General features: G+C 31.9%; 27 protein-coding genes. 17 read left to right on the forward strand and 10 right to left on the reverse strand.

Features of this window, described 5'->3' with window-relative positions:
* The first annotated feature begins 39 nt into the window (after positions 1 to 39).
* From C6989_RS08140 to C6989_RS08150, 3 genes are all read left to right on the forward strand, one after another.
* Positions 40 to 672: a hypothetical protein gene (locus C6989_RS08140; RefSeq protein ID WP_255464676.1), complete on the forward strand. Its 633-nt coding sequence runs from the start codon at positions 40 to 42 to the stop codon at positions 670 to 672.
* A 35-nt stretch (positions 673 to 707) separates the two neighbouring features.
* The gene (locus C6989_RS08145) at positions 708 to 1,481 is read left to right on the forward strand and encodes a sulfite exporter TauE/SafE family protein (protein ID WP_182126879.1); all 774 of its coding nucleotides are present in this window, start codon (positions 708 to 710) and stop codon (positions 1,479 to 1,481) included.
* Positions 1,482 to 1,684: 203 nt separating this feature from the next.
* Positions 1,685 to 2,113: a universal stress protein gene (locus tag C6989_RS08150; RefSeq protein WP_182126880.1), complete on the forward strand. Its 429-nt coding sequence runs from the start codon at positions 1,685 to 1,687 to the stop codon at positions 2,111 to 2,113.
* Positions 2,114 to 2,307: 194 nt separating this feature from the next.
* Here C6989_RS08150 and C6989_RS08155 read toward each other — a convergent pair whose 3' ends face one another.
* The gene (locus tag C6989_RS08155) at positions 2,308 to 2,457 is read right to left on the reverse strand and encodes a hypothetical protein (RefSeq protein WP_182126881.1); all 150 of its coding nucleotides are present in this window, start codon (positions 2,455 to 2,457) and stop codon (positions 2,308 to 2,310) included.
* Between the two features lie 226 nt (positions 2,458 to 2,683).
* Between C6989_RS08155 and C6989_RS08160 the strand changes: the two genes are divergently transcribed.
* Positions 2,684 to 3,091: a hypothetical protein gene (locus tag C6989_RS08160; protein WP_237087608.1), complete on the forward strand. Its 408-nt coding sequence runs from the start codon at positions 2,684 to 2,686 to the stop codon at positions 3,089 to 3,091.
* A 239-nt stretch (positions 3,092 to 3,330) separates the two neighbouring features.
* On the opposite strand, the gene C6989_RS08165 is transcribed toward C6989_RS08160, so the two are convergent.
* Genes C6989_RS08165 through C6989_RS08175 form a run of 3 tightly spaced genes read right to left on the reverse strand, consistent with a single transcriptional unit; the run spans position 3,331 to position 5,083 of the window.
* The gene (locus C6989_RS08165; protein WP_148703158.1) at positions 3,331 to 3,897 is read right to left on the reverse strand and encodes an NADPH-dependent FMN reductase; all 567 of its coding nucleotides are present in this window, start codon (positions 3,895 to 3,897) and stop codon (positions 3,331 to 3,333) included.
* A 57-nt stretch (positions 3,898 to 3,954) separates the two neighbouring features.
* Positions 3,955 to 4,143: a hypothetical protein gene (locus tag C6989_RS08170; protein WP_148703159.1), complete on the reverse strand. Its 189-nt coding sequence runs from the start codon at positions 4,141 to 4,143 to the stop codon at positions 3,955 to 3,957.
* A 16-nt stretch (positions 4,144 to 4,159) separates the two neighbouring features.
* Positions 4,160 to 5,083 carry a transcription initiation factor IIB gene (locus C6989_RS08175; RefSeq protein WP_182126882.1) on the reverse strand — a complete coding sequence of 308 codons (924 nt, stop codon included), beginning with the start codon at positions 5,081 to 5,083 and terminating at the stop codon, positions 4,160 to 4,162.
* A 385-nt stretch (positions 5,084 to 5,468) separates the two neighbouring features.
* Here C6989_RS08175 and C6989_RS08180 point away from each other — a divergent pair, with 385 nt between their 5' ends.
* Positions 5,469 to 5,711: an Lrp/AsnC ligand binding domain-containing protein gene (locus C6989_RS08180; RefSeq protein ID WP_148703161.1), complete on the forward strand. Its 243-nt coding sequence runs from the start codon at positions 5,469 to 5,471 to the stop codon at positions 5,709 to 5,711.
* Positions 5,712 to 5,957: 246 nt separating this feature from the next.
* Here C6989_RS08180 and C6989_RS08185 read toward each other — a convergent pair whose 3' ends face one another.
* On the reverse strand, positions 5,958 to 6,173 hold the full coding sequence (locus tag C6989_RS08185) for a hypothetical protein (protein ID WP_148703162.1): 216 nt from the start codon (positions 6,171 to 6,173) through the stop codon (positions 5,958 to 5,960).
* 106 nt (positions 6,174 to 6,279) lie between these two features.
* Here C6989_RS08185 and C6989_RS08190 point away from each other — a divergent pair, with 106 nt between their 5' ends.
* The 8 genes from C6989_RS08190 to C6989_RS08225 all read left to right on the forward strand — a co-directional run bounded on the left by C6989_RS08190 (position 6,280) and on the right by C6989_RS08225 (position 11,038).
* Entirely contained in the window at positions 6,280 to 6,660 is a 381-nt protein-coding gene (locus C6989_RS08190; protein WP_148703163.1) for a DUF6659 family protein, read from the forward strand.
* 84 nt (positions 6,661 to 6,744) lie between these two features.
* Positions 6,745 to 6,891, forward strand: coding sequence for a hypothetical protein (locus C6989_RS08195; RefSeq protein ID WP_182126883.1), 147 nt, complete (start codon positions 6,745 to 6,747; stop codon positions 6,889 to 6,891).
* A 129-nt stretch (positions 6,892 to 7,020) separates the two neighbouring features.
* On the forward strand, positions 7,021 to 7,293 hold the full coding sequence (locus tag C6989_RS08200) for a hypothetical protein (RefSeq protein ID WP_148703165.1): 273 nt from the start codon (positions 7,021 to 7,023) through the stop codon (positions 7,291 to 7,293).
* A gap of 2 nt (positions 7,294 to 7,295) precedes the next feature.
* A complete protein-coding gene (locus C6989_RS08205; protein WP_182126884.1) occupies positions 7,296 to 7,811 on the forward strand; it encodes a mechanosensitive ion channel domain-containing protein in 516 nt (171 codons plus the stop codon).
* Positions 7,812 to 7,866: 55 nt separating this feature from the next.
* Positions 7,867 to 8,058, forward strand: a complete 192-nt coding sequence (locus C6989_RS08210) for a hypothetical protein (RefSeq protein ID WP_148703167.1) — start codon at positions 7,867 to 7,869, stop codon at positions 8,056 to 8,058.
* An 88-nt stretch (positions 8,059 to 8,146) separates the two neighbouring features.
* Positions 8,147 to 8,941: a helix-turn-helix transcriptional regulator gene (locus tag C6989_RS08215; RefSeq protein ID WP_148703168.1), complete on the forward strand. Its 795-nt coding sequence runs from the start codon at positions 8,147 to 8,149 to the stop codon at positions 8,939 to 8,941.
* A gap of 132 nt (positions 8,942 to 9,073) precedes the next feature.
* On the forward strand, positions 9,074 to 9,691 hold the full coding sequence (locus C6989_RS08220; protein ID WP_220462864.1) for a cupredoxin domain-containing protein: 618 nt from the start codon (positions 9,074 to 9,076) through the stop codon (positions 9,689 to 9,691).
* Between the two features lie 126 nt (positions 9,692 to 9,817).
* Positions 9,818 to 11,038, forward strand: a complete 1,221-nt coding sequence (locus C6989_RS08225) for a cation:proton antiporter (protein WP_148703170.1) — start codon at positions 9,818 to 9,820, stop codon at positions 11,036 to 11,038.
* Between the two features lie 26 nt (positions 11,039 to 11,064).
* Here C6989_RS08225 and C6989_RS08230 read toward each other — a convergent pair whose 3' ends face one another.
* Positions 11,065 to 12,381: a sodium-dependent transporter gene (locus C6989_RS08230; protein ID WP_182126886.1), complete on the reverse strand. Its 1,317-nt coding sequence runs from the start codon at positions 12,379 to 12,381 to the stop codon at positions 11,065 to 11,067.
* Positions 12,382 to 12,588: 207 nt separating this feature from the next.
* On the opposite strand from C6989_RS08230, the gene C6989_RS08235 reads away from it, so the two are divergent.
* Entirely contained in the window at positions 12,589 to 12,852 is a 264-nt protein-coding gene (locus C6989_RS08235) for a CDGSH iron-sulfur domain-containing protein (RefSeq protein ID WP_148703172.1), read from the forward strand.
* Positions 12,853 to 12,863: 11 nt separating this feature from the next.
* Here the strand turns inward: C6989_RS08235 and C6989_RS08240 are convergent, their stop codons facing one another.
* The 3 genes from C6989_RS08240 to C6989_RS08250 form a co-directional block, all read right to left on the reverse strand.
* Positions 12,864 to 13,679 (reverse strand): ParB/RepB/Spo0J family partition protein, encoded by an 816-nt coding sequence (locus C6989_RS08240; RefSeq protein ID WP_255464677.1) that lies wholly within the window; start codon positions 13,677 to 13,679, stop codon positions 12,864 to 12,866.
* A gap of 376 nt (positions 13,680 to 14,055) precedes the next feature.
* The gene (locus tag C6989_RS08245; RefSeq protein WP_148703174.1) at positions 14,056 to 14,247 is read right to left on the reverse strand and encodes a hypothetical protein; all 192 of its coding nucleotides are present in this window, start codon (positions 14,245 to 14,247) and stop codon (positions 14,056 to 14,058) included.
* Between the two features lie 74 nt (positions 14,248 to 14,321).
* A complete protein-coding gene (locus tag C6989_RS08250) occupies positions 14,322 to 14,474 on the reverse strand; it encodes a hypothetical protein (RefSeq protein ID WP_220462866.1) in 153 nt (50 codons plus the stop codon).
* 177 nt (positions 14,475 to 14,651) lie between these two features.
* Here C6989_RS08250 and C6989_RS08255 point away from each other — a divergent pair, with 177 nt between their 5' ends.
* Positions 14,652 to 14,981: a hypothetical protein gene (locus tag C6989_RS08255; RefSeq protein ID WP_148703175.1), complete on the forward strand. Its 330-nt coding sequence runs from the start codon at positions 14,652 to 14,654 to the stop codon at positions 14,979 to 14,981.
* 327 nt (positions 14,982 to 15,308) lie between these two features.
* Positions 15,309 to 15,605: a hypothetical protein gene (locus tag C6989_RS08260; protein ID WP_148703176.1), complete on the forward strand. Its 297-nt coding sequence runs from the start codon at positions 15,309 to 15,311 to the stop codon at positions 15,603 to 15,605.
* 12 nt (positions 15,606 to 15,617) lie between these two features.
* Here the strand turns inward: C6989_RS08260 and C6989_RS08265 are convergent, their stop codons facing one another.
* Positions 15,618 to 16,058, reverse strand: a complete 441-nt coding sequence (locus C6989_RS08265) for a universal stress protein (RefSeq protein ID WP_148703177.1) — start codon at positions 16,056 to 16,058, stop codon at positions 15,618 to 15,620.
* 241 nt (positions 16,059 to 16,299) lie between these two features.
* On the opposite strand from C6989_RS08265, the gene C6989_RS08270 reads away from it, so the two are divergent.
* Complete coding sequence (locus C6989_RS08270; protein ID WP_182126888.1) at positions 16,300 to 17,991, forward strand: acetolactate synthase large subunit; 1,692 nt, start codon at positions 16,300 to 16,302, stop codon at positions 17,989 to 17,991.
* The last annotated feature ends 9 nt before the right edge of the window (positions 17,992 to 18,000 follow it).

The following is an 18,000-nucleotide window of genomic DNA, read 5'->3' on the forward strand; positions in this document are numbered from 1 at the left end:
ATTGCAAAACCTTATTTCTCAATGCTAAAGTTGTTTGTTGTGAACAAGTTAATTGTAATTCCAATTATTCTTGGCATTGCAGCTATTGCATTATCTGCAATGTTAATTCCTGAAGAGCCAACTGAATCTCTGTCAACTCCAATTTATGATTCTGGTTTTACTTATTATGACATTGAGAAAATTCAAAATTCCTTAAAAGAACATGATGTCTTTGTTTCATCTCCTACTGCAATAACTGATCACACTGTTAGTAGATATTGTACGTTTTTTGAAAAAGGACTTGCAAAAAATGTGGAATACTGTACAACTACAGCTGTTTTAGATTCTAATGGAAACACAATTGGAAATATTAACATTGGTGGAAGTACTGCATCTCCAATTCTTGCAATAGTTAACCTTGAAACTGATACTTTGGAATCAGACAAGGAAAAAACATTTGCAATCTTTGAGACCGTGATTCAAACACTAGTATGTGAGTGCTGGGGAGAAGAGGAATCAAACTTTCAATCCATTTCTGACTGGATAGGTGCTGTGCACACCTTTTACAATGATTCTGATAAGCGTAATATCAAATCAAAAATTGATAATTTGGCCAATACTGAAATTGTTTTGGAAATTACCTCAATGGATAGTTCTGTGTTGCAGACATTAATTATTCTAAAGCACGTCTAATTATATACGACAAAATTCTTTGATTGGCAAATACAATGATTGATCAGCTTTGGTTTATTCTTTTAGGATTTGTGGCAGGTGTGCTCGGTTCTATGATTGGATTAGGTGGGGGAATTATTGTGGTTCCTGTTTTGACTTTTTTGGGATTTCCTCCAACTACTGCGGCAAGTAACAGTCTATTTGCAGCTCTTAGCAATGCTGTTGCATCTACTATTTCGTATTCTAGACAGAAACGAATTGAATACTCTTTGGGATTAAAACTTGGCTTGCTGTCTATTCCTGGAACTGTTTTGGGTGCAGTTGTATCAAGTGATGTTGCTCCTGATATTTTTAAAATATTGTTTGGTTTTGTACTGATTGCATCTGCAGCTTACATCTTTTTGAGAAAACGAATCGAAACAAAAGAAAAAAAGACTTCGATACAAATGATGGTCTTTGTTGCAGGTGCTAGTTTCTTTGCAGGAATAATATCATCTTTTTTTGGAATAGGAGGCGGTATTGTGTTTGTTCCATTAATGGTAGTTGGGATGGGAATGGCAATGAAAAAAGCTGCACCAACATCTCAAATGATATTGTTGTTTGCCTCATCTTCTGGTGTGATAGTTCATAGTCTTTTGGGACACCCTGACTTTATTCAAGCTGGATTTCTTGCAATTGGTTCCTTTATTGGAGGACTGGTTGGTGCCAGACTATCTATTGATATCAAAGAGAGATATCTGCAAATTCTAGTCTCTGTTGTAATTTTGATTGCTGCAGGAAAACTATTCTTTGACTCTGCTACTGGAAACTCTGTTTTACTGGGATTTTAGGCTCGGAATTTTTTAGTGCTTTTATACAAATTTTGTAATGTATATTGTTCGTCAGGTCTTATGGCCTGAGGGCGGGGGAGACTAGTCGGCTCTCCTGTATCTTTATTCAAATTATTTTAAAAACCATTCAAATCTTTTTGAATTCACAATTGAAAATCATATTTTCTATTTATTAATATACAGTCATGAAGAATAGAACATAAATGACAAAAAGAATTATGGTTTGCTTAGATGGTTCTAAAAATTCACTTAGGGGATTAGACAAAGCAATTTCGTTTGCAAAACAATCTGATACTATTATTGTTGGTGTCCATAGCGATACTAGCTTTAGTGCTTTTTCTGCTGTTCGTGCACCTATACTTCCAATGAAAAAATGGAAGCAGAAAGCAAAAGCGTTAATGAATATTGCCAAGAAAAAAGTAGAAAAAAACAAAATTGAATTTGAAGGAATTGTAATTGCTGGCCATACTTCTGGTATTGATTTAACTACATTTGCTAATAATCTTGCAAACAAGATTGATCAAATTGTAATAGGCTCGCGTGGAATGGGATTTCCTAAAGAACTATTCTTTGGTAGTACCTCTAATTTTGTATTACACAAAGCAAAGGCTCCGGTAACTATAGTAAAATAATCTCTAAAAACTTGATTTGAAAAAAATTTGGTATAATTTTTGAAAGCCGCAGACGTGTGAACGAGAAAAAATTATCTCTTCAATGATTGCGCAAGAGAATAACCCTCATCTTGGATTGTGATCTGTGCAAAAAACTACAAGAAAAACAAGCCAAATTTACTAAAGAACCTGGATTTAAAAAAGAAAGATTGTTGCTAACCAAGTAAATTGCTAGCAACAAGATATGCTCCTGCACCCATGCCAATCATTGCACCAATACCCATGCAGATAAGATCGAATTTCACGACCTTTCTAAATGGAGCATGAACAGTTTTATCCCAGTTTGAGATTTGTTGTGTTTTCATGATTATACTATGATGTTGTTTTACATAGTATGTAGTAACAATGTTGGATTACCGGTAAGCTGATCAGCTTACCAAAATATATGGTTGCAATCAATTTACAATTTGTTATGCGAGAACACCGTTTCCCTAGACCAGACCAACTCTGTGAACTTTTTTCACAGCGTTCTCGCTATTTTAATAAAGAAATTCTAAATATTTTTTTGATTAATTATGAGGTGAAAGTTTTTTGAATTATGTTAATCTGTTTCAAAAGTTTGATTCAAAATTCGTAGACTATGCAATAATTGGGGTTGTCTTGTTATTTTTTATCGGCATTCTTGCATTTGAATACAAGACAATTGGGTTATCTGAACCACTGCTATTGATTCCCATTGAATGGAAATCTTTCTTTGATGGATTGATATGGCCATTGGTTGTATTGTTGATACTTGATTTGGTATTAAAATACAAAAAAGTAAATGATCCAAAAAAATTTGTAAAAAAGTATTGGATTGACATTGTAATGTTGATATTAATTCCGATATTTTCTGCATTCAAATTTCTTAAAATTGGTTTGAGTTTAATCAAAAAACTAAAGACTGCAAAAATGAGCGCAAAGGCTCTGCATAAGACAAAAAAAGTAGTTAAGAAATAAGTGTCTGTGCCTGACAAATCAATTTTGTATGCAAATTCCATATGAACTCCTTTTGCTGGTATGAATCAATAGAATTTTTTTTATGTAAGAAAACAAAATTTTTGTCATAGTTGACTACAAGTATCTTGGATGTCCAAAGTGCAAAGAAGTGGGTCTGTACTGCACTGTTCGCCGAAAAAAAGTAGAAAAGATACTTGAAGAAGATCAAATTCCTTCCTAAGGTTGTTCGCTCTAAGAAATTAGTAGGGGGTTCCCTTTTCCCTTTGATTCTTAAATGCTGTAAGGTACCATTCAAACTCATCTAGAAAACGCTCAATTCTTTTCTCGTATTCTTGATGCAAAAGATTCCCTGATTCATCTATTGCCTCATGTACTTTTGAAATTTGAAGAGAAGAAGGAATTGAAGGGGAACCTAATTCTGCAAAAATCTGTCGCAAGTGCTGTGCTGCATTAATTCCTCCAAAGGCACCCACAGAATAGGAAACTATGGCAGAAGGTTTGAAAAAGTATTCTTCCAGACAATAGTCAAGAGTATTTTTTAATGCGGCAGATGTGGTGTGATTGTATTCTGGAGTGATTGGCACGTATCCGTCAGCAGAAATTATCATGTTTTGCAGTTTTTGAAATTTTGGCTCTGGATTTTTCATTTCTTTGTACATTCTATCTAGAATCGGTAAATCCAACTGCATTGGATCCACTAATGATACCGTGTGACCTCTATCCTTAATCTTTTCTATGATGTACTGACTAACTCTTTTACCATTTCTGTCACTTCTCACAGAACCTAAAATTATTGCTATATTCATGTCAAAAAATATTCAACTAATTTCATAAAGTTTTCTCTTTTTTGATTACTAAATAATCTAAACTAATTCCAAGGATAGTTTATGAATCTCTTTTTGTTTTTCAAGCATTTCTTTGATCTTTTCAGATAATGCTAAACTATGTGGACTAGTTGATTCAATGTCTCTGTATTCTGCAGCAAGCTTTTCGTATTCTTTTTGAAGATCTTCATAATACTTTATTTTTTCATTATTTTGTGTTTGAGTCATACAATTCACTTTTGTTTTATGCCTCAATGTCTATGCTTTTTAGGTATTTTGCAGCAAATGGTCTAAGTAGTCTTGTCATTTTACGAATTGTAACAGTGCTGATGTTTGTTTTTTTAGAAATTTTCTGCATGGAAATATGTTCATCATAATTAATGGCAGAAAGATAAAGTGATGCAGCTGTGATTCCAATTGGATTTTTCCCTACATGCAAATTCTCTTTTTTTAGATCATAGATTATTTTTGCTGCCAGTCTTGCAGTTTTTTCACTAACTGCTAATGTATTTGAAATTTTGGAGACATAGTCTGTATTAAAGGAACTTACTTTAAGTTCTAGATTTTTTACAAGTCTTTTGTATGTTCGTGAAAGCTTCTTTTTGCTGATATCTGCTACTTTTGATGTATCGTCCATGCTTCTTGGAATTCCTAATTGTTTACATGCAGCGTAAACGGATGCTGCCATCATGGATGGAATGGAACTTCCTCGTATGATGTCCTTGCTTACTGCCTTTCTGTAAATATAGGCTGCATGCTCTTTTCCATTCTCTGGGATGCTGAGCTTACTGGCATATGCATCTAGTACTGTAAATGCTCTCATCAAATTTCTTTCCTTACTGCTATTTTTACTCCGTGAATCCCATAACCTCATTCTTGAGAAATGGGCCTTGTTATCGGACAAAATTCTTTTTCCTACTGCATCAATATTTTTTTTAGAAATTACTGAAGATTTTGACATGTTTGACATTGCAATTTTTGAGGGAGGTCCGTTACGTACATTTTTGAGATAATCTTCATTTGTAAAAGTACCTGGTCCATTAGTTTGATCAACTATTTTTTCTTTTAACACTATCCCGCAATCACTACAACATACTTCTCCTGTATTGATGTCTGTAATGGGTGATGTGTGTTTATTCTTAAAACAATACTCTAGTATTTGCTTCATGGGTGTTATTGATGACAAAATGTTATTATGATTTGTAAAATTGTTAGCTTATTTTCAATTAATTAGCTTATAAAACTTAGGCATATTATATACAACAAAATTTTAAGATCATAAAACTAGAAAATATTTTTTTAAAATAATTGTATCTTTTTCTGTAGTGCTATTGTTTTGATTTTTAAAAACGCCTGTTTACATCCTATGGGTAATGTTTTCTTCCAATCTGCCATTTTTCTAGTCGTTTTCTTTCATAATCTTCTAAATCCTTATTTTTAGACATTGAGCATAAAATACATCATCATCATCTATAACTAATTATCAACAAATTATTTGAAATTAAACAAATCAGCTTATGAAGTAATAATAATAGTTTTTAACAAAAACACCCATGGGAGTTTGTTTTCTACTAGTTACTTGCACAGTAAATAAAAATATAGAGACGGCAGAAACTATTAGAAAATTACCTGGTGTCAAAGAAGCAATCCCTGTAATTGGCGCATATGATTGTATTGTAAAAACCGAGATGGACTCTGACGATGTCAAAAATTTTGTCTTATCTAGCATACGTCCTCTAGATAACGTACGAAGTGTTATTACACTATATGATGCGCCACCATTAATTCTATCATGACGTTTGATGATTCCAAGTTAAGCGTATACATTTTTGAGGATTCTATAGTAATAAAAAATCACAAAGATATTGCAAAACAATTTCCTAGATGTGGTATCACTAAGATAGAATCATTTGTGCTGGATATGGTTAAACGTGGAAAATTAGATGATTTGTTGTGTTAGATGAAATATTATCAAAAAACTGTTTAAAATAAAGGAAAAGTTTTGGATGATTGTTTATTATCTTCGTTGACCAAAACCCAAACTATTCTTCTCGGGCTTTGTCGTGAGTCCAATAGTATGCAATCTTTGATGGGATTAGCCAAAATTTCTTTGTTCCACCATCAATTTCTACAAGATCTGATGATTCATCAAACTTGACATTATGTTTGTGAAGTTCAAATTTTTCACCAGTGTCTGACATTACCATTAGCTCACCTTTCTCGTCAACCATTTTTTGTAGTTGTTTCAATTTTGTCATGCATTAATTTAGCTCCAGAATTACTTTAGTTCTAATATCAAAATCAGCTGAAATTAACAAGTGCAGCTTAGATGCGTATATGAATTTAAATCACAAAAAAATATTAATGTCTACACAGATTATCCCTAAATCATTAGATCATGCATGTGATGTTTTACTTGCAAACAATTCAGTAAGATATGTGGGCATTCTCGATAATATGGGCAATCTTATATTTGACAAAAAACAAAGAGAACTTGAATTACCTATATCTGATGAAAAATCACGTTCCCTATACATAAAATCTGTTTTGGGTATTTTATTTGAAAAAGATTTTGATAATAATGTTGGTCCATTAAGATACATTGTTAGCCATAGAACAAAAATTGATATGATATCAATTCCTATATTTGGTTATGTTGTGATGATCTCAATTGAACCAAATGAAAATTGTGATGTGATTGCAAATAGTGCCATAATGATATTTGAAAAATTGTTAAAAAATTAATTGCTTACATTGTACAAAAACAATTAATTTTATTAAGATTTAAAATATTTTTTTAATTATAAGCTTCAAAGCTTAGGAGTTTTTATGTATTTTCGTATTCTAGAACAATTACAAATGAATCTGTATGACAAAAAAGTAATAAAATGTTCAAACTGCAAAAAAACAGTTGGGGAAATAGATATGGATGTCCAAATAGTAGATGTACTGTGCAAAAAATGTAAAAAAAGATAGCCCAAAATGAGACTTCATACAATTATCTTGATAAACGAATGATTGAGACAATTATGCCATAAGCTCAAAAAATGATTTTAAACATACTAGCTTATGAATTACTATATCACTTAACTTTGGAATAAGACTATGGAAAAATTGCTTCATTCTGAGAAGTCCAGTCTTTTACATGAAAAAAATGTCAAAAAACAAAAACTTTTTGATACATGTAAGTTGGGAGGGCGATGGAAACGCACAGATAGTTTTACACCTCATCATTATGTTGCATTAGGTGATGGCGCATCATTGAATTTGAGCATGATTGGTGCCAACTATACTGAATTATTTAGATTCAAAAAGAATTCAGAAATTATAATCAAAGATAGTATTGCAGAATTTTATGAAGAGGATTTGATTCGGTAGATTTGTCTGAAATACTTTTTGCTGGATTATCTCTAGTCGTAACTGGTATCTTGTATTTTTTTACAAGACAAATAATCAATCAAAAATTACAGGACCTTCAAGGCTCAGATAAGCTGTTGGGGTTAATTCTTATTTTTATTACCTTGGGTGAGATACTTTATCTAGGTATACACTTTGGATTATTTGATATTGCATTAGAATTGATTACCTCAATTGGTGCCGTAGCTGTAGTTATTGGAATAGCATTACAAAATCAATTAAAAAATACTGTTTCAGGTATTAGCATATTTTTGAATAGTCAAATCAATGTAGGTGATACAATAGAATTTGATTATGTTAAATGTAAAATTACAAGATTACATTTAACAAAAATTACTGCGATATCTGATGAGGGTATACGAGTTATCATACCTAATCATAAACTTAGCGAAGAGATGATCCAAATATATCCAAAAAAACTTAACACAATTCAAGCAAAAAATAAAAAATTTGAGAATTTTAATAAAATAAATAGCTGAAATTATTATTTGAAGCTTATAATTTGTTATAACTAAATATGCTGTAGTTGTTTTAATGAGAAAACTTTTAGATCCTCATCATGATTACCTCAAAACTGAAGAAAATGTTAAAAAATATCTTAATTCGTTGTCTGATTCACAATTAAAACTATATTTTGAAGCAATAGAATTTACCCCATTTCCATTAATGCTTATTCAAGAATATTCAAAACGTTTTTCTAAAAATCGTCAAAAAACACGTAAATGAAAATCACGTTGAAAAATAATTTTTCAAAATATTTTGAAATGTATTATAAAATATATTTAATAAGGATACACAAACTACTCCTGTAATTATGGATAAATATGAAGTTGTATCTGCAAATTTTTTAGAATTAGCAAGTGAACAACGACTAAAGATTCTTTCACATCTTAGCACCCATCCCTTACGAGTATCAGTTTTAGCTAAAAAAATTAATGTTACCTCTCAAGAAATCCATAGAAATCTTGAGCGATTATCAAATTCAGGATTTGTAAAGAAAGGTGTTGATGAGCATTTTCATATTACCACAATTGGACAGCTGATGTTGAGTCAAATGCCATTGATGTTTTTTATAACAAAGAATCAAAAGTATTTTGCCAGTCATGATGTGGGCGTATTGCCAATCAAATTTAGTCGAAGACTTGGGGTACTTGAAAATTGTGAACACATCAAAGGTGTTACAAATGTTTTAAACAAGTGGAAAAGCATTTACAAAAATTCTAAAGAATTTGTTTATGATATTACCAATGAAATGCCTCTTGGCATGGATGAAATTCTGTTAAAAAGAATAAAAAATGGTGTAAAATACCGACATATAGTCAGTAAAGATCTAGATGAGCCTGAAGACCGGACTTCGAATTTACAGAAATTGGGATATTATGATTTTATCCAGAAAGGAAAAATTGAGAGAAAGGAGCTTTCTAAAACTAAAACTGTTTTAATTTTAAATGAAAATGAAGCTGGAATTGTTTTCCCTACTTCTGATGGGGAACCTGATCTACGACACATGTTTTATGGCGATGGAACTATGTTCCTAGATTGGTGTATTGATTATTTTGATTTTTATTGGAAAAAATCTAAAAAAATAAGCAAATTCCCAAAACGATAAACTATATTTTGTAATCTGTTCTCAAATGTGATAATTGAAGCTTATTTTCATAATTCGTGTTTACCTAGTATGATATACAATCGATTCAAAAAGTAAGTAATGAAAAACCAAAACGACAAATTTGGAATTATTATGTCCGTTGCTATAACTGCAGTACTTCTTGGTGTTGTGGGAAGTGTAAGTGCCACAAATGATGGCTCTATTCAACCACAAGGTCAGGCTATTATTGATAGAACCACCAATGAGATACAAGACATTCCAAATTCCATGCAAGATGTCACATCTAATGCTTTAAAAAATACTGAAGATGTTATTTCTGAAATTCCAGATGTCGCTGAAGAGATAATTGAAGAATCTAATTCAGTATCTGAATTTGTAGATAATACCGGAGATATTATTGAAGATACTATGCCTGAAGTTCCTGTAGTTGTCAAACAAACTGAAGGAAAACTATTGGAAATGGTTAGTATTCCTCAAGATACAGGCGTTCCTGGTTGTGAAGAGTCAGACACATGCTACTTACCTATACATGCGACAATGAATTCTGGAGGAGAAGTAATATGGACTAATCATGACTCTATTCCACACACTGTAACATCTGGAAATCCTAGTGAAGGTCCCGATGGAATATTTGATAGTGGATTAATCATGCCTGGAAAAACATATTCAGTTCAACTGGATCTTGCATTTGAGTATGACTACTTTTGTATAGTGCATCCTTGGATGCAAGGTACAATCACAATCCAATGATTTTTTCATTTTTTGGGTACATTCAAGATTTTGTTTTAACTTGTGGTAATGTCAAACATATTTGATATTGTTTGGTACAAATTAAAAATTAGATAGAGATTTGTATGGATGGAAATTACTTAACCCATGTCTGAGGAATTTGTATTTAATATTCTTGTGTTGTTAGTGTCTGCAATTATTCTTGGAGAAGTTTTTAAACGAATTAAATTACCTGCAATGGTTGGCCATCTTTTAGCGGGAGTTATAATTGGACCGACATTGCTTGGAATTGTTCATATCGATGACTCTTTTCTAGTGTTCATTGATCTTGCAGTATTTTTCTTGATGTTTTTAGCTGGTTTGGAATTGCATCCAGAAGAAATCAAAAAGGCAGGAAAACGTGGTATTGTTTTATCTCTACTTGCTTTTAGCATTCCATTTTTGGCAACATATGGTTTGATGGATGCATTAGGACAACCAATGATTACATCAATGTTTGTTTCGCTGACTCTGGCAATTACTGCAGTACCCGTAAGTGCAGTAGTATTGATGGAATTTAAGCTATTGAAAAGTAAACTTGGTACCACTGTGATGACTGCAGGCATCATCAATGATATTTTATCCCTAGTTATCTTGGCAATAATTCTACAAATGGCAGTTAATGGAACTGACAGTGCTAGTCCTGAAGAATCTTTGGATATGATGAAAGTTGCACTATCTACTGCAAAAATAGCTGCATTTGTAGGTGGCATATTTTTGGTTGATTATTTGCTAAATAGATTTAGCCGCCAGGTTCCTAGAAAACTGATTCCTATTTTCTCAAAATTAAAGACAAGAGAATCTGGCTTTGCAATATTGCTGATTGTGACATTTGGTATTTCCCTTTTAGCTGAAATGGCAGGACTTCATTTTATTATTGGAACATTTTTTGCAGGTTTGATAATATATAGAAAAATCATTGGCAAAGAACATTTTGAAACCATTAATGATGTATATAGTAAAATTACATTTGGATTTTTCTCGCCAATATTTTTTGCATTCATAGGAACAGAATTACATGCTCAGTCTTTGTCCGGCTCAATTCCATTATTTTTGATGCTGTTGGCAGTAGCTATTGCTGGAAAGGTAGGCGGAGGATTTCTTGGAGCAAAAATTGTTGGCTTTTCAACACAAAAAAGCAAAGTCATTGGTTATCTTATGAATAGTAGAGGAATGGTTGAACTTGTTATCGCAGTTATTGGGTTAGAGGCAGGCATTATCGATGAGACAATGTTTTCAATAATAGTTGCTGTTGGATTTATTACTACAATTCTTGCACCCATAATGTCTAGAGTTTCTATAAAACACTCAAAGGAAAGTTTTTCATAGAAATTAAAATTTAATGATTAGAAACCTTAAAAATTTTCAGATAAAATTGATGATACAACTGTAAGTATTATTAACATTGGTGCAACAAATTTTAACACATGAATAGTCCAATCTGGAAAATTATATCTTGAATTTTTGTTTAAATTTTCTAAAATTCTTTTCTTTTTCATAAACCACGCTACTGAAATTACAAACACCAATTCTGCAATTGTAATGCCATATGTTCCAAAGATCTTATCTAAAAGATCTAGAAATTTTTCTTCTTGAAATTCAAGTGATATTGGTGAATAACTCAAGGCAGATGGAATTCCAAACATCAGTACCAATACCAACACAAAAAATGCAGCTTTTCTCCTTGATATTCTAAATGATTCTTGAACTGATGCCATTGGAACTTGGAACAAACCTATTGCTGATGTAATTCCTGCAACAAACAGTAGTGAAAAAAATATTGCGCCAATTTGCATTCCGTAATCAATATTTGAAAAAATTTCTGGTAGAATATTAAATACTAATGGTAATCCTTGTGAAGGACTTTGGGCGTTTGAAAATACTAGAGAAAATATTATAATTCCTGCCAAAATGGACACTCCTGTATTTGTTACAATTATGGTTGATGTGGGTTTAAGTAAGAACTGCCTTTTGCCCAAATAGCTGCCATATGTCAGCATTGCTCCTGAACCTAATGACAGTGAAAAGAAAGCCTGCCCTAAGGCTGTAGTCCAGATCTCAGGATTGACCAAAGATGAAAAATCTGGCCTCAAAAAATACGTAATGCCTTCCATTGCATTTGGAAGTGTTATTGCATAAATTGTAAAAGGAATTAGTATGGCAATCAAAAAAACTACTGCAATTTTATTAAATTTCTCGATTCCGTGAATTACACCTTTATTGACAATGGACACTACGATTAATGTCACTACTACAAAAGAGATTAATGAAAAATATGTCTGGGCTAAATCTTCAAAACCAAGTACGTTTGAAACCAAAAAACTTGATAGATAAAATCCAATCCAACCAATGATTACCAAATAATAGCTTAGTATTACAAGCGAAACTGAAGCAATTAGAACACCAAACCACTTTAACTTTGTTCTAATTCTTTTAAGACTATTAACAATTGATGATTGAAAATATTTTCCAACTGAAAATTCCAACATCATGAGAATTACACCTAGCCCTACAACTACTATCAAAAAAGGAACAAGAAATGCTCCTCCCCCATTTTCTCCCACGATGTAAGGAAATCTCCATATGTTTGCCACTCCTACTGCTGATCCAATACATGCTAAAATGAAACCACTAGTTGATTTCCATTCTTCTCGTTTTACTTCTGATTCCAACTATATTTTTTTTTCAAAAAAACAAAAAAATACAATTAAGCTATTGTTGTTAAATTAAGCTTGAGATTTTACATGTTAGATGTATATCTTAATGGGTATTCTAAAAAATATACTTGAAAATAAATCATAAAACACATTGACATTTGTTGAAATAATATTTTCTAAACTACATGTAATGTTTAAGAGAAGTCATTTACAATATAGTTTATGGCAAATGTTACAATCAAAGCAGAGGAAAACGGTCCTCTACTAGTAGTGGTAGATAAAAAAACAACTGTTACCTTGTGTAGATGTGGCGGATCTCAAACCCAGCCTAGTTGTGACGGTGCACATGAAAAAATTGGGTTTAAAGCAGAAGGATCTGAAATTGAAATTCACAAACATCCTGAATCTAAAATGAAACCAAAATCTCTACGACATGGTGAAGGAAAATCTTTTTCAAAAATGAAAGAAGAAGTGGGATTGAAATAATTTTGACCTAATCATCTATTTCTTCTACGTTTTAGATAATCTGAAATTATTTTTCCTGCAAATTCGTCAGATGAAAGTTCTTTTTTATTTGATTGTGATGCAAGCTTTTTTGCGTTTGTCTTTGATAGTTTAATTGATAATTTTTGTTTGATTCGCATAGTTCTTGCACGCTTTAGCAATTTTTGATGAGATGATTTTGGTGATTGGGATAATGCTTGGATGTATCTTCTTCGTAAACTTGGATCTAGTTTTGAAATTTGCCCTGCAATTTTTTCAGCTTTTTTTATGTTTGGGGTTATCTGGTAAAGTTTTGTCATTTCGTCTCGTGAAACTAATTGTGGAACAAGTGCCTTTAATTTGTCTGGAACTCCTGCAAATCCCAAGTATTTGTTAAGTGTGGGAATTGACATGCCCATTGATTTTGCAGCAGCTGATTTTCCTACATGTTCAGCTAAAAATTTACAAGAATCTGCAATCTCTTTGTGATTCATATCCTTTCTATGGATATTTTCAACTACTGATGCTGCTTTTGCATTCTCAAGATCATACGATGTTTGTTTTGTGAGAACGTGAACTGGAATTTTCTTTGCACCTAACCTCTTCATTGCAGCAAGTCTTCTTTGCCCTGACATTAGCAAGAATGTGTTTTTACTTTCTTTTTGAACTAGAGGTGGATTCAACAATCCCTCATTTTTAATGGATTTTGCTAACTCTGCAATGTTTTCTCTATCGAGTTTTCGTGCCTGAGCCTCTTTCCATACTCTGATCTGCTTTATTGGAATCTCTCTTAACCTGTATGAAATTGTAGGTTTGTATCTTCGCACCACTACCTCAAAAACATCGTCTTTAATGTAACTCTTGGTCTATTGAAAATAATTAAAACTCTAATTCTTTCAACCAATTTTTCATTAAAAAAATATAAATTAATTTCCTGAAACTAATTCCCAAATAAACTCAAAAAACTCTCTTATCATGCCACCTTATTCTTTGAAAATATAGTTAACTGTCAATCTAAAAAACCCTTGACTTGAATATAATAACTTTCAACCAGAAATTTCAAATTTTCTATAGTTTAAGATACCTTTCCATGAAAGGTTTATGTTCAAAATGTCATTCTTCCGGAATTTCACTAGTGATTGACAAAGAAACTTCTCAAGCAATTTGTGAAGTGTGCAAAACAGTATTCTTGATCTAGTCTTAAGACTAGGATAATTTTGAAGAGAGCTCTTGGATCGCTTTTTGCTTTGTAGTTAATTCTTTAATTTTTTCTTGGAGTTTGGAATCCTCAGAATTTTTTGATTTGATATATTCATACTCTTCTAAAAGTTGCTTGTACTCTTTTTGTAGATTCTCATAATCTTCCAACTTTTCTTTGCTGTGCTCTATCTGAGTCAATGAATTTTTGTAAATTTCTTATTTGAAATAGGTTCTTGACAAAAAAATTTGTTTTGAGATAAATTTTTTTAAAATTACTCTATGCCTGCACCTCCTGTGGGTTTTTTGTTAAATTCTTGTAATTTTCTAGAACATGCAAGCATCTCTTCTCGCGTGTGCCTGTTTTTTTCACGCTTGCACATAGGACAAATCTCTTCAGATGATGATGGTTTTGGTGGTTTACTCATCATAACATGCTATTGTACAATTATCCCTTATAGTATTTTTGATGATGTGGTTTTTTTGGAATTTGTTTTTTATGATCGCTTTTAAAAAATAGATCAAAATTATGGTTGTATTTGTTGAGTTTTCATTAAAAATTTCTGATAATGTTATTAATTACTGGCAATTTTATTTTTGAGTTAATGGCAGCAAAAAAACGTTCTATCGCTAGAAAGGTAAAACGAGGAGTAAAAAAACCAGTTCGCAAAGCCAAAAAGACTGCAAGAAGAGTTGCTACAAAAGTAAAGAAAAGAACTACAAAAGCCAAGAAAACTGTTAGAAAAGCAAAGAGTGCTGTTAGTAAGGCAAAAAGAAGAGCACAACAAGTAGCAAACAAAAGAAAAAGAGAACTTCAAAAATCAAACAACAAAGTCAAAAGCATGAAAAAGGCATTGAGAACTGCTGAAAAATCTGCACGCAAAAAGAAGGCAGATTATCAAAAAGCTCTAAAGAGAGCTTCACAAACCAAATAACTTTTTTATTTTTTTATTTTGATTTTAGATTATATTGTAAAATATGTGAGAATTATTACTTTTCGGACTTTTTGTAGCACTCTTCACATAATACAGGTTCATTTGCCCTAAAAATTAATTTGGAATCTTTTTCTTTTGCTCCACATTTGAAACATTCATCAACTCTTACCATAAATTTTTGTACATCTTTTCTTTAATAAGTTTGAATGTTTTAGAATCAAAACTAATCGGTATTTGTAAAAAATATTAAAACTTTAGAATTAATGAAACTACAAAATAATTAACCACATTAGAATTGGTTTAATACTATTTCAACTAAATTCAATTATGTCTATTCGTAAACCTGTGATTAGAAAACCAAAGGTTCCAAAAATCAAAAAACCCCTAATTTCAAAGCGCAAAGGTGTTGTTAAAAAAAAACCCACTCTTTCTATGGGTAGAATTACTGCAAAAACCCAGAAACCTTCCAATTTAGGAAAAAAAAGTACTACTAGGACCTTGGGTACGTGTTATCGAGAAGAAAACTGTAAAGGGGTTTTGTATAGGAAGATAACCAAAACTCAGTGTAGACGTGAGGGTGGAAAAAGTTGGAGAAAAATTGGTGGCCCATGTGAGAAATTATAATTTTATAAAATTCTAAGGGATATACAAAAATGGACATGGAGCCTTCTTAAAGACTGCATCAACTGTACTGTTGTAATACAATCTTTCAGCATGAGTTCCTATCTTTGATTTACTCATTACAATAAGATCCACATTTTGATCCTTTGCAAATTCTATAATTGATTTTGATTCAAGATCACTTTTTATAATTTTAGAACTGGCTTGTATTCCTAATTTGTCGGCTTCTTTTTTTAGACGTTCATGATATTTCTTATTTTTTTCCTTTTCTTGCTCCATCTCTTTTCTATCGGATTTTGTTTTAAAAAATCCAAATGTTGCTTTGTCATGTATACATGTTAAGAATATGATTTTAGAGCAGTCTTTGTCAATTAATGGAAATATCTTTTTTACAGCTTTTTCACTGCTAGGTGTGGCATCATATGGAATTAAAATTTTTTTAATTTTTATTGTCATATGATATGTATGCTGTTAATTCTATTTAATGATTGGAATTCTGTATGATGTATTCAACACCGATTAATTAGATGCCTGAATGTTTTTTAACACTGACAATAAAATTAATGTGTGATTCCTGATTTTACAAAATTATTCAAACATTTTCATAGTATTTCTAATGATTCTTCTATCCAAAATTACTTTGATGTAAATCTTCCTAGTTGTCTTAAAATGTTGAGATTCAAAAATATGATTTGACATGAAGGCCTCTGATCTATTAGTTAAGTGTCTGGAATCTGAGGGAGTTGAATACATCTTTGGAATTCCTGGTGAAGAGAATGCTGATTTGATGATGTCCCTCTCCAAATCAAAAATTAAATTCATTCTAACTAGGCATGAACAAGGTGCTGCATTTATGGCAGATGTATATGGTAGATTGACGGGCAGAGTTGGTGTTTGCCTTGCTACACTTGGACCTGGTGCCACTAATCTTGTGACAGGTGTTGCAAATGCGAATATGGATAGATCCAGATTACTAGCAATTACGGGCCAAACTGACTCTCATCTTTTGCATAAAGAATCTCATCAAAATCTCAATGTTGTAAAAATGTTTGAACCTATTACAAAATGGAGCTGGTCTATACGAAACGCAAAAAATATTCCAGAAATTGTACGAAGAGCCTTTAAGATTGCACTTACTGAAAAACCTGGGGCAACTCACATTGAACTTCCACAAGATATTGCAAAGCGAAAGTCAGATATCCCTCCAATTGGATTTCAGAATATTTTTAGACCAAAGGCAAACCATGACCAAATAAAAAAAGCAGCAACAATGATCTTGAATGCGAAAAAACCTCTTTTGTTTGTAGGAAATGGATGTGCTAGAGAAGATGAAAGTGCACAAATTAGAAAATTTGTAGAGCAAACAAAAATTTTTTCAATTAACACATTCATGGGAAAAGGAGTTATTCCTGATGATTGTGAGACCCATCTTCAGACAATTGGAATTAAAGATGCAGATCATGCTTTGAAAGCAGTGTTAGAGGCTGATGTAATCATTTCAGTAGGATATGATTTGGTTGAATACTCTCCAAAGATGTGGAACTCTGATCTAAACAAGCAAATTATTCATATTGATTTTACTCCCTCTGAGGTTTATACATTTTATCGACCTGATGTTGAAATTGATTCTGATATTGGCTCTGCCATGGATTCTATTTTAGAAGAAATTGAAAAATTGCAATTAGAAAACCCTTCACTTGCATCTTTCCCACGCAAAAACGGTCCTGAAATTTTCAAAAAGATCCGTGCAGAAGTAATTGAGAGAATTAACACTTTCAATGATGATGATTCATATCCAATCAAACCAGAAAAATTGATTTTTAGTGTACGTGAATCTCTTGACCCTGATGATGTTGTGATTTCTGATGTTGGAACTCACAAATTGTGGATTGCAAAAATTTATCAAACATTTGAACCAAATACTTGCATCATTCCTAATGGCTTTGCATCTATGGGATTTGCACTACCTGGCGCTATATCTGCAAAGTTAGTTTTTCCAAAAAAATCAATTGTTGCAATGACTGGAGATGGTGGATTTTTAATGAATGTACAAGAAATAGAGACTGCAGTACGACTGAAACTACCAATAATTGTTATTGTTTGGGTAGATAATGATTACAATTTGATCTCTATTAAACAAAAACATGAATTTGGTAAAAGTGTCTTTACTGAATTTGGCAACCCAAATTTTGTTCAGATAGCAGAAAGTTTTGGGGCCAAAGGATTTCAAGTAAAATCTACTCAGGATTTCTCAAAAGTTTTGAAAGAAGCAAAATTAATTACAGATAAACCAATAATAATTGCAGTCGATGTTGACTATTCTAGAAATGAGGTTTTACTTGATGATTCATTTCCACCTTATGTAAAATCACTTAATGATAAAAAATGATTTTTTAAT

The organism is Nitrosopumilus sp. b2 (assembly GCF_014078535.1).
GTDB classification, from domain to species: domain Archaea; phylum Thermoproteota; class Nitrososphaeria; order Nitrososphaerales; family Nitrosopumilaceae; genus Nitrosopumilus; species Nitrosopumilus piranensis.